Annotated in this window: 9 protein-coding genes and 3 tRNA genes; 6 read left to right on the top strand and 6 right to left on the bottom strand. The window is 62.3% G+C overall.

What is annotated here, in order from left to right; genetic code table 11:
* Positions 1 to 163: 163 nt before the first annotated feature.
* Complete coding sequence (locus tag LJE93_03005; GenBank protein MCG6947868.1) at positions 164 to 382, top strand: tautomerase family protein; 219 nt, start codon at positions 164 to 166, stop codon at positions 380 to 382.
* Positions 383 to 480: 98 nt separating this feature from the next.
* Here LJE93_03005 and LJE93_03000 read toward each other — a convergent pair.
* The 4 genes from LJE93_03000 to LJE93_02985 form a co-directional block, all read right to left on the bottom strand.
* Positions 481 to 557, bottom strand: a tRNA-Met gene (locus LJE93_03000).
* Positions 558 to 902 carry a septum formation initiator family protein gene (locus LJE93_02995; protein ID MCG6947867.1) on the bottom strand — a complete coding sequence of 115 codons (345 nt, stop codon included), beginning with the start codon at positions 900 to 902 and terminating at the stop codon, positions 558 to 560.
* The gene (gene eno, locus LJE93_02990; GenBank protein MCG6947866.1) at positions 899 to 2,188 is read right to left on the bottom strand and encodes a phosphopyruvate hydratase; all 1,290 of its coding nucleotides are present in this window, start codon (positions 2,186 to 2,188) and stop codon (positions 899 to 901) included. The genes LJE93_02995 and eno overlap by 4 nt, the downstream gene beginning before the upstream one ends.
* Before the next feature lie 14 nt (positions 2,189 to 2,202).
* Positions 2,203 to 3,597: a phosphoglucomutase/phosphomannomutase family protein gene (locus LJE93_02985; GenBank protein ID MCG6947865.1), complete on the bottom strand. Its 1,395-nt coding sequence runs from the start codon at positions 3,595 to 3,597 to the stop codon at positions 2,203 to 2,205.
* Positions 3,598 to 3,780: 183 nt separating this feature from the next.
* Here LJE93_02985 and LJE93_02980 point away from each other — a divergent pair, with 183 nt between their 5' ends.
* Both LJE93_02980 and LJE93_02975 read left to right on the top strand, forming a co-directional pair.
* Positions 3,781 to 4,587, top strand: a complete 807-nt coding sequence (locus tag LJE93_02980; GenBank protein ID MCG6947864.1) for a DUF3891 family protein — start codon at positions 3,781 to 3,783, stop codon at positions 4,585 to 4,587.
* A 43-nt stretch (positions 4,588 to 4,630) separates the two neighbouring features.
* Positions 4,631 to 4,705 (top strand) — tRNA-Asn (locus LJE93_02975).
* 134 nt (positions 4,706 to 4,839) lie between these two features.
* Here LJE93_02975 and LJE93_02970 read toward each other — a convergent pair.
* Positions 4,840 to 5,955, bottom strand: coding sequence for a glycosyltransferase family 4 protein (locus LJE93_02970; protein MCG6947863.1), 1,116 nt, complete (start codon positions 5,953 to 5,955; stop codon positions 4,840 to 4,842).
* Positions 5,956 to 6,151: 196 nt separating this feature from the next.
* On the opposite strand from LJE93_02970, the gene LJE93_02965 reads away from it, so the two are divergent.
* Positions 6,152 to 7,435: a Glu/Leu/Phe/Val dehydrogenase gene (locus LJE93_02965; protein MCG6947862.1), complete on the top strand. Its 1,284-nt coding sequence runs from the start codon at positions 6,152 to 6,154 to the stop codon at positions 7,433 to 7,435.
* A gap of 185 nt (positions 7,436 to 7,620) precedes the next feature.
* Positions 7,621 to 7,694: transfer RNA gene (locus LJE93_02960), tRNA-Gln, on the top strand.
* A gap of 81 nt (positions 7,695 to 7,775) precedes the next feature.
* Here the strand turns inward: LJE93_02960 and LJE93_02955 are convergent.
* Positions 7,776 to 8,411, bottom strand: a complete 636-nt coding sequence (locus LJE93_02955; protein ID MCG6947861.1) for a thiamine diphosphokinase — start codon at positions 8,409 to 8,411, stop codon at positions 7,776 to 7,778.
* 68 nt (positions 8,412 to 8,479) lie between these two features.
* Here LJE93_02955 and LJE93_02950 point away from each other — a divergent pair, with 68 nt between their 5' ends.
* Positions 8,480 to 9,991: a PhoH family protein gene (locus LJE93_02950; protein ID MCG6947860.1), complete on the top strand. Its 1,512-nt coding sequence runs from the start codon at positions 8,480 to 8,482 to the stop codon at positions 9,989 to 9,991.
* Positions 9,992 to 10,031: the final 40 nt, after the last annotated feature.

The following is a 10,031-nucleotide window of genomic DNA, read 5'->3' as shown; positions in this document are numbered from 1 at the left end:
ATCGAAGAGAGTGGTGCCATCCACGAAGGGCGAAGCTGAGTGATCGGCAGCCTCGTCATCCAACGTCTCAACGTGTTCCAGCCTGACATCGATTGCCAACAGTCACCACCGCTGTCAGCCGCGTACTTCCACTGCGGCGGTGGACCAGAGAAAGGACAGTGAAATGCCGTTAGTAGATATCCATGTCATCGAGGGCGTCTTCAGCGCTGCCGAGAAGCAGAACATGATCAGCAAGGTCACTGACACAATGGTCGCCATTGAAGGCGAGATCATGCGCGGCGTGACCTGGGTGCGGGTCCACGACGTGCCAAGTGGACAGTGGGGCATCGGGGGCAAGGCCCTGACCACGAAAGATCTCAAGACCATGCGAGCGGGTGGCTGAATCAGGGCTCCGAGCTCGCAGATTCAAATCGGACTCTGCCGGGCGATTATCTCTTAAATAAAGCGACCTCCTCGACATAGAGGAGGTCGTATATTTGCTGGTTGCGGGGGGGGGATTTGAACCCCCGACCTTTGGGTTATGAGCCCAACGAGCTACCGGACTGCTCCACCCCGCGTCAATCAGGGAGGGTGAGTATAGGAGTCGGCTCGGTACCTGTCAAGGCGGGCGGTTCGGGCGGCGGCGTCGGTGTGGCAAGCAGAATCACGGTGTCGCCGGGGCGTACCCAGCCCAGCTCACGGCGGGCCAGGGACTCGACCGCGGCGGGGTCGGTGCGGATCGCGTCGAGCGTCTCCTCGAGTTCGGCGACGCTCTCTTCGAGCTCGATCGTTCGGTTCTCGAGACGCTCCCTCTCCTCCTCGACGGCTGCCAGCTCACCGAAACCGTGACTGACGATCGACGCGAAAGCACCCAATGCGACCACCGCCCCGAGGGCGAGCAGGATCAGGGTGATGCGCCTCATCCTCTCCCGCGTGCCAGGGCGGCGATGCCGCGGTAGCGTGCGACATCCTCGAGCTCTTCCTCTATGCGAAGGAGGCGATTGTACTTGGCGATGCGATCCGTGCGGCAGGCCGAGCCGGTCTTGATCTGGCCGGTATTGAGGCCGACGGCGAGGTCGGCGATGGTGGTGTCCTCGGTCTCTCCCGAGCGGTGCGAGATCACAGCTGTCCACCCCGCCTTGTGGGCCAGGTTGATGGCGTCAAGGGTCTCGGAGAGGGTTCCGATCTGATTGAGCTTGATCAGCACGGAATTGGCGACGCCCTTCTCGATACCCTCGCGGATGATCTCGGGGTTGGTGACGAAGATGTCGTCTCCGACCAGTTGAATGCGATCTCCGAGCCGCTCGTACAACTTCTTCCAGCCGTCCCAGTCGCTTTCGGCGAGAGCATCCTCAATCGAGACGATCGGGAAGTCGTCGACGAGTGAGGCGTAGACGTCGATCATCTCCTCCGATGAGAGACCTTCACGGCCCTCGCCGACCAGGTTGTAGGTGCCGTCGGAGAAGAACTCGGACGCCGCGGGATCCATTGCCAGCGCGATTTGCTCGCCGGGAGCGTAGCCGGTGCCGTCGATCGCCTCCATGATCAGGTCGCAGGCCGCGCGGTTGGACTCGAGATTGGGTGCGAAGCCTCCCTCGTCGCCGACAGCGGTCGTCATACCGCGCTTCTTGAGGACTCCCTTGAGGGTGTGGAAGACCTCGACGCAGGCGCGGAGTCCCTCGGAAAAGGTCGAGAATCCGACCGGCATGACCATGAACTCCTGGAAGTCGACCGAGTTGTCCGCGTGTGCGCCACCGTTGACGATATTCATCATCGGCACCGGCAGCTCTCGCGCGCCGCAGCCGCCGAGGTACTGGTAAAGCGGCAGGCCGCTGGCCTCCGCCGCGGCACGGGCGACCGCAAGCGACACGGCGAGCATCGCGTTGGCGCCCATGACGGATTTGTTGTCGGTGCCGTCGATGTCGATGAGCGTTTGGTCAACGCCGAGCTGGTCCCGTGCGTCGAGATCTTCGACAGCCTCGGCGAGCGGACCGTTGATGTGTTCCACCGCCCGCAGGACGCCTTTGCCGCCGAAACGTTTGGCATCGCCGTCTCGCAACTCGAGGGCCTCACGGGAGCCGGTGGAAGCTCCGGACGGTGCGATTGCACGCCCGACCGCGCCGCTGGTCAGAACGACCTCTGCTTCCACTGTCGGATTGCCCCGAGAGTCGAGGACCTCCCTGCCACAGATGAATTCGATGTCAAACATGAGAAGACCCTCCGTCAGGAAAAGAGCTGTCGCGCCAGATGCATGAGGTGTCGCTGTTCTTCGGATGAGCGACCCTCGGTATAAAGTCGGATCTTGGGTTCGGTGCCTGCAATCCGTACGAGAACCCAACCGCCGCTCTCGAAGATCAGTTTGAGGCCGTCCCTCCGGTCGATATCCGCCACCTTGAAACCGTTGATCTCGGACCAGGATTCCCCGAGTCGTTTTTCGTAGATCTCCTGTGTGCGCTGAGTCAGCGGGATCTGGGTACGCCGGAAGCTGTAGGTGCCGACCCTTCTCGTGAGATCGTGTGCGAGTTCGGTCAGAGTCTTGCCTTCGACCGCGACCATTTCGGCAGCGAGCAGGCAGGCGAGCACCCCGTCACGCTCGGGCAAGTGCTTCGACCAGGCGAGGCCCGCGCTCTCCTCGCCCGCATACTCGAGCGTGCCGTCGACCAGGAGAGGGCCGAAGTTCTTGAAGCCGACCGCAGTCTCATAGAGCTCGAGGCCGTGGTGGCGGGCGACCGCGTTGATCAGGCCCGATGTGGCCACTGTGTAACCCACGCCGCCCTCGAGGCCCCGTCGTCGCGCCAGGTAGTCGAGGGTCACCGCCAGCGCAGTGGTGGAGTCGACCAACCGAGCCCCGTGGTCGAGGATTCCGAAACGGTCTCCATCGCCGTCGGTGGAGAGGCCGAGGTCCGCTCCGGTGTGCCGCATCACTTCGCGCAGGCGCGAGAGGTTTTCCGACGTGCAATCCGGGGCGTATCCTCCGAAGTGCGGGTCACGGGTGTTGTGAATAACGTCGGTTTCGACCTCGTTTTCGAGAAGGATGTGGTCGAGGTACTCGCGAGCACTGCCGAACAGTGGATCCACCACCAGTCTGATGTTCGCCTTGCGCATGGATTCCCAGTCGATCAGGCCCTGAAGCCGTTCGAGGTATTTCGGCTTCGGATCGTACTCACCGACCAACTTAGGGCGCGGGAGGAAGGTGTCGTCATAGTTGTTCTCGAGCTCGTCGAATCGTTCTTCAACGCGATCGGTGAACTCCTGAGAAGCGAGGATCCCATCGGCGGTATAGATCTTGAGACCGTTGTATTCGGGCGGATTGTGGCTGCCGGTGAAAGTGATACCGGCGGCAGCCCCTCTCTCGATCACCATGCAGGCAACCACCGGTGAGGGTACGTCGCGGGGCGTGAGTTCGGCCACGACGCCGTTTGCCGCGATGAGCTCCGCCGCCTTGGCGGCGAACTTTTCGGACAGCATGCGGGTATCGAAGCCGACGACGATTCTCTCGACCGGCGTCTCCTCCTCCCGCAGGGTCTCGAGCATAGCTTGTACGACCATCCGAACCCGTCGGAAGGTCAACTCGCGGCCGATGATGCCGCGCCATCCAGAAGTCCCGAAGCGCACCATGGAGGAAGGTTATCACGCAGCTGCAAATTCGGAATTCTGAGCTCGGAATTCGGCGTCAATCCCATCATCGTTGGTATTGACCGACAAGGGGAGGGTGGGTGGAAATTCCGAATTCCTAATTCAAAATTGAGAATTCGCGATTCTACAACGCGCAGCAACTGCAGCGCGTTGTAGAATCGCGGGGTGTTCATTCATCGGGATGGCCATCCGGCCGGCAGCTACCTGATTCCGCAGGTGTCCCACGCATGGCTCGCGTGGCAGATCGCAGAGCACTGGGGCAACCGATCTTTTGCGCGACCGGCGCCGAGGGCAGAGACTCTGGCCGCGATCTTGCTGCACGACTGCGGCTGGACGGAGTTCGATGCGGAACCATCGCTTGACAGCGATGGGCGCCCTCGGGCATTCGATTCAATGCCGGTCGCCGGGCATCTCGCGATCTGGCGTCGCAGCGTCATCCGGTGCGCTCAGTACAACCGATACTCTGGTCTCCTGACGGCGTCGCATTTCGGTGCGATGGCCGATCGCAAGCTGGCCGACCTGCTTGATCGAAACGATACGGGTGGGGCACGGACGGCGCAGAGCTTCGGTGCCGAAATGGAACGACTCCAGCGGTCGTGGAGGGAGCAGCTCGCAACCGACGCCCGCTATCAGCCGTACCTTGACGGACCTGGCCGAGAAATCAACTCGCGGTTACTCGACACGTGCGACCGAATTTCGGTCTATCTGTGCGGGTCCTTGCCGGCGCCATTCGAGGTCTGGGCGCAGAACGCGAATGGTGAAACCGAGGTGATCACCTTTGAGGTTGTCGACGACACGACGTTTCGCGTTCACCCCTGGCCCCTTGAGGGTGAGCGTCTCAGGCTTCAGTGCGAGGGACGCAGGTTGCAGACGACGTCTTTTGCCTCTGAGGAGGAGTTGCGGGAAACCGTCGCGCGTGCGCCGACGGTGCGCCTGGTCTTCACGCTGCTGAGATCGTCGGCGGTCGGTTGACATTCAACCACCCGTGTCTACAATATGCGATTGCCACTGATGCTCCGCAGTAGCTCAATGGTAGAGCGGGTGGCTGTTAACCACTAGGTTGGGGGTTCAAGTCCCTCCTGCGGAGCCAAAGAAGAGGTACAACGGGGCGTCAGCTCCGTTTTTCTTGTCCTCGCTCCCGATCCCGATCCCGCTCCCGATCTCGAGAAGAAGCAGGGAGCAGGGGGAAAAGGCGCAGAGGGGAAGAGCAGGCGGACCGCCAGCCTAATCGAGGATCTCGCGGTACAGCGCCTCGAGCTTGTCAATCCGATGTTCAGTGGTGAAGTGATCGACGACTCGTTTCCTGGCCGCGGTGCCGAGCCTCCGGCGGAGAGAAGGATCTTCGGCCAAGCGGATGAGTGCGGACGCGAGAGCATCGGTGTCGCGTGGCGGCACGACCAGGCCGACATCGCCGTCGATGACGAGCTCCTTGTTGCCACCGCAGTCAGTCGCCACGACCGCGCGTTCCAGGGCCATCGCTTCGCGGATGGTGCCGGTGATGCCGGTGCCGGCAAACGAGGCGTCGACGACGACATCACATGCGGCAAGGATGTCTGCCATGTCGGTGCGATACGGCAGTTTCACGACGTAATCGATAACGCCCGCCACTCGCGCTGCCGTTTCGATCTTTGATCGTTCGCGCGGCCCCTCACAACCGATCAGGAGGAGCCGGGCCTCGGGACGATTTGTACGTACGCGCGCGAACGCTTCGATGAGCTCTGCCCATCCCTTCCAGTCCCGTACCGAAACCTGGCCAATCACAACATGTTCGGAATCGAAGTCGAGGTCGGATCTCACAGGCTCTCGCGACGCACGCTTCGGATCGAAGGCTTTGACGTCAGTGCCTCCGTAGACGGTGTGGACGATGCTCGGGTCGAGAGCAGCCGATCCGATCGAGACCTCGCGCACCGCATCGGCGACGCACACTACCGCGCGGACTCTGGGGTGGTGGTATTTCAATTTGTTGAAGGAGTCGAGCCGGAAGACGACTCCCCGGTTGACGACCAATCGTGGGTTGCGTCCGAGACCTGTGGCTGCGGCGAGAGCCGCCGCGTGCGCGCGCCCCTTGTGGACGTGGAGGATCTCCGTTTCCTGCGCCCGCAGGTACCGCCGGAGCTTCCTGATCGAGGAGCACGACCGCGGCCCGCGAAATCGGAGACCGAGGAATCCGACGCCGTGCTCACCGCAGGCATCCTCGAGATCTCCGCCGGGTGTACCCCCGATCGAAACCCGATGCCCTCGTCGTGCGAGTCCTCGAGCAGCCTCCATCATCTGCACGACCGATCCGGTCGTGAGCCGGTTTTTGTCGATGAGATGGAGAATGCGCAGCTTCGACGGCACGCACCGAGTATATGGCGATGAAGGGTGCGAGAGGCCCCGAGGGACTTGCCGATTCACGAATTACGGACCTCTGTGAATGCGGTGTGTTACGGGCGGCCTTTGGCCGTCGTGATCTCCCGCCTCCAGCGAGTGGTTGACGTGCTACGTTGCAGGGCGTATAACCCCAGCGCGCGTCTGCGCATTCGAGGAGGCGACAATGGCGACAGAGTTCAATGCGTTCGCGATGGCCCAGCGCCAGTTCGATGCCGTGGCCGACAAGCTGCAGCTCGAGGATGGGCTCCGCGAACTGCTGCGGTGGCCGCAGCGCGAGTACCACTTCACGATTCCAGTCAAGATGGACGACGGCACGGTGCGCGTCTTCAAGGGCTTCAGGGTGCAGCACAACGATGCCCGCGGCCCGGCCAAGGGCGGCATCCGCTTCCACCCACAGGAGACGGTCGACACGGTGCGGGCCCTGGCTACCTGGATGACGTGGAAGTGCGCGGTGGTCGATATTCCTCTCGGTGGGGGCAAGGGCGGGGTCATCTGTGATCCTCACGACCTTTCTTCCCGCGAGCAGGAGGCTCTGTGCCGGGGCTGGGTGCGGCAGGTCGCACGGAACATCGGACCGGTACAGGATGTGCCGGCGCCCGATGTCATGACCAACCCGCAGCACATGGTGTGGATTCTCGACGAGTACGAGAAACTCGCCGCCGGCCATTACCCCGGAACCATCACCGGCAAGCCGGTCGAGCTCGGTGGCTCGCTGGGGCGAACCGAGGCGACCGGATATGGCGTCATCTACACGGTGCGTGAAGCCCTCAAGAGGCAGGGCCTTTCGATCGAAGGTGGGCGGGCTTCGATGCAGGGCTTCGGTAACGTCGCCCAATACGCCGCCAAGCTCTTCATCGAGCTCGGCGGGACAGTCGTGGCGGTGGCCTGCTGGGACAACGATGATCAGGCTGCCTACACCTTCCGCAAGAGCGACGGGATCGACGTCGACTATCTGCTCTCCATCACCAGCCGGTTCGGCACCATCGATAAGAAGGAGGCCGAGGCCAACGGTTACGAAATCCTCGAGGCCGACGCGTGGCTCGACCAGGAGGTAGAGATCCTGGTCCCCGCCGCGCTCGAGAACCAGATCACCGCCGACAACGTCGGCCGGATCCCGGACACAGTGAAGATCGTCGCCGAAGGTGCCAACGGTCCGACGACGCCGGAGGCGGACGAGGCCTTCAAGGAGCGGGGCATCTTCGTCATCCCGGATTTCCTGGCCAATGCAGGTGGCGTCACCTGCTCGTACTTCGAGCAGGTGCAGTGCAACACCAACTTCTTCTGGCCGAAACAGGAGGTGCTCGAGCGCCTCGATCAGAAGATGACCAGAGCATTTCGCGCGGTGGCCGATCTGGCGGACGAGACCGGTGAGTACATGCGCGATGCAGCGTACATGATCGCCATCCAGCGCGTCGCCACTGCCTGCCACCTGAGAGGGTGGGCGTAGCACGGAGTTTTGAGTTCTTAGTCTTGAGTTTTGAGTTGCCGCCCACCCCGCCCACAGCATCCGGGTGGGCGGGGGATAACTCAAAACTCATAACTTAACACTCAAAACTATGGCGAACGGAGGTTCGCACCGGTTGACCCAAATCGCTCTGTTGTTATAATCGCGTCCCCGTTTGGGGGCCGTGCTGGGGTGTCGTCCAATGGCAGGACATGCGGCTCTGGACCGTAGAATCGGGGTTCGAGTCCCTGCACCCCAGCCAATTCGAAGCGTCGAGCCCGGCATCAGCCGGGCTCTTTTCGTTAGAACGTTCAAACGTTTTAACGTTTAACGTTCAAACGTTCTAACGGTAGTGGCGCGCTACGACGACGGCGCCGCCGGTCGCCTGGATGCGGATCTCTTCCCCGGTCGCTTCGTTTGATATCGAGGGCGTGGTCCCAGCGCTGAGGTCGGCATCACGAACCTGCCAGCGAACTCCGTCAATCGAGACCCGGACCGCCGGGTCGAAGGTCCAGAATGACCAGGCCTCACCCGGGGCGGCGAGCAGCGCGGCTTCCCCGATCAAGGCCAGGACCCGCTGACCGACATCCTCGAAAACCAATCGCTCGCCCATTGCCAGCCGAGCGAGCAACCCCAGGTTGCTGGCATCGTGATCCGTGCGGCCTCCGAGGGCTGCCAGCACGGTGAGTCGCTCGACTCCCATCTCATCGAACGCATACGCGACTGCCTTGTCGAGGTCCGTCCGACTCTGGTCCGGGAGGTGGAGCATGCTCGGCTCTCCGAGCCAGGCCCTGGCGCTTGTGCTGATGGAGTCGAGGTCGCCGATCACCTTTTCTGGCCGAAGTCCGATACGGGCAAGGTGGTTGGCGCCGCCATCCGCCGCCAGCAGAGGGCTCGCCGTGGACGCCATGCGTGCCAGTCTTGGATGCCATTTCAGGGGTGCATTTGCGACCAGCAGGGATCCCTCGAAGAGCGTCATGGGCTCATGGTACAAGACGCTTATCAGAGGAGACTGCAATAGGAGAATTGGTGGTACACTGAACGCCGATGCACAGTACGGCTGATGGCCTATCCGGCACGGTGTACATCCCTGACACCTCGGCCTTGATCGAAAACCCGGACGCCCTCGATCGACTCCTCACCGGTGGCAATGTTGTGGTGCTCCTGCACCAGGTGATCGAGGAACTGGGTCGGCTCCAGGCTTCGAGGTCCAAGTCGGAAGGTGTGCGCCACGCGGCGCGCCTGGTGATGCGGAAGATGCTCGAATATCGCCGCTACCACCTCATCCATCACAGCGTCGAGCGCCTCTTTAGCCACCAGGCGGACGCGGATGAATTTCCGCGGACATCAGCCGGGGGCATCCTCGCGTGGGAGACGGAAGGCATGACCGCCGAGCCCTACAGCGCCGAGTCGGGAGACAACCACATCCTCGCCAGCGCCCAGCGCATCGCCGAAGTCGCGAGATCGAACGGCCACCCTGGCTATGAGGTGGTTGTGATTTCCGAGGATTCCAACCTCCTACTCAAATGCGACGCGCTGTCAATCGCGGCGGAGAATCTGCGCTACGGCAAGGTCAGCCTGGAGAGCGTGGACGAGATCTATCGGGGGATCGTCGAGGGCGAGATCAGCGAAGAGACGATGCAGCGTTTTCTCGACAGTGGTGCTCCGGGTGAGCGATGGCTGGCGAGCGATGACTTGACGCTGAGGGATTCGCCGGAGCTTCTGTGGAACATGGGAGTCGTTCTGCAATGTGGTGATGAAACCCTCCTCACCCGTGCCAATCCGGAGATGGAACGGGTCGAAGACCTTCGCTTCGCCCAGTATTGGGACCGCAAGCGGATGACATACAAACCTCGCCCGATCCTCGGATTCACGCCGCGGGACCCGCAGCAGACCCTGGCGATGGAGTTTCTCCTCGACCCAGATGTGCAGCTCGTGGTGCTGGACGGCCCAGCTGGCTCGGGCAAAACGCGGATGATGGTCGCGACCGGCCTCTATATGCTCGTCGGTCAGCCGACCACCTGGCGCGTTGCCCCGCAGTCGCAGCCGCTGACGCCGGACTACGGTTACGATCACGGACTGCTGCTCCTGCGGCCGGAGCACGCCTCCAGCCAGTACGACCTCGGCTACCTTCCCGGGGACTATGAGAGCAAGCTGTCACCGTGGCTCGAGCCGTTCTTTCAGGCTGTTCGATCGCTGTCCCTGTCGAACGAGCACGATTTCATGGAGGAGCTGCGTTCTACCGATCGGCTGACGATGGTCTCGACCTCGATGCTGCGGGGCCTCGATATCGAGCGATCCATCGTTCTGGTGGATGAGCTTCAGAATGGCGACCGCCATCTCGCCAAGACCCTCATGAGCCGCTTCTGCGCGACATCGAAGGTCGCGCTCGCAGGCGCTCTCGATCCGGTGCAGATCGACAATCCTTACGTCGATTGGCGCTCGAATGCCCTGACGCGGATCAAGGAGGCCTACCGGGGTTTCGGTCCGCAGGTCGCCCAGGTCAGGCTCGAGCACAACTACCGCGGACCGATCTCCACCCGGGCGGACGAACTCTGACGCGCCCGTGGCGCGAATTCGGAATTCGGAATTCTGAATG

This window comes from Acidobacteriota bacterium, assembly GCA_022340665.1.
Lineage (GTDB): Bacteria > Acidobacteriota > Thermoanaerobaculia > Thermoanaerobaculales > Sulfomarinibacteraceae > Sulfomarinibacter.
This window is presented reverse-complemented; position numbering and strand designations above follow the sequence as displayed.

Coding starts and splice junctions, on each gene's coding strand:
- LJE93_03005 (MCG6947868.1), top strand. CDS start 164: ATGCCGTTAGTAGATATCCATGTCATCGAGGGCGTCTTCAGCGCTGCC.
- LJE93_02995 (MCG6947867.1), bottom strand. CDS start 902: ATGAGGCGCATCACCCTGATCCTGCTCGCCCTCGGGGCGGTGGTCGCA.
- eno (MCG6947866.1), bottom strand. CDS start 2,188: ATGTTTGACATCGAATTCATCTGTGGCAGGGAGGTCCTCGACTCTCGG.
- LJE93_02985 (MCG6947865.1), bottom strand. CDS start 3,597: ATGGTGCGCTTCGGGACTTCTGGATGGCGCGGCATCATCGGCCGCGAG.
- LJE93_02965 (MCG6947862.1), top strand. CDS start 6,152: ATGGCGACAGAGTTCAATGCGTTCGCGATGGCCCAGCGCCAGTTCGAT.
- LJE93_02955 (MCG6947861.1), bottom strand. CDS start 8,411: ATGACGCTCTTCGAGGGATCCCTGCTGGTCGCAAATGCACCCCTGAAA.
- LJE93_02950 (MCG6947860.1), top strand. CDS start 8,480: ATGCACAGTACGGCTGATGGCCTATCCGGCACGGTGTACATCCCTGAC.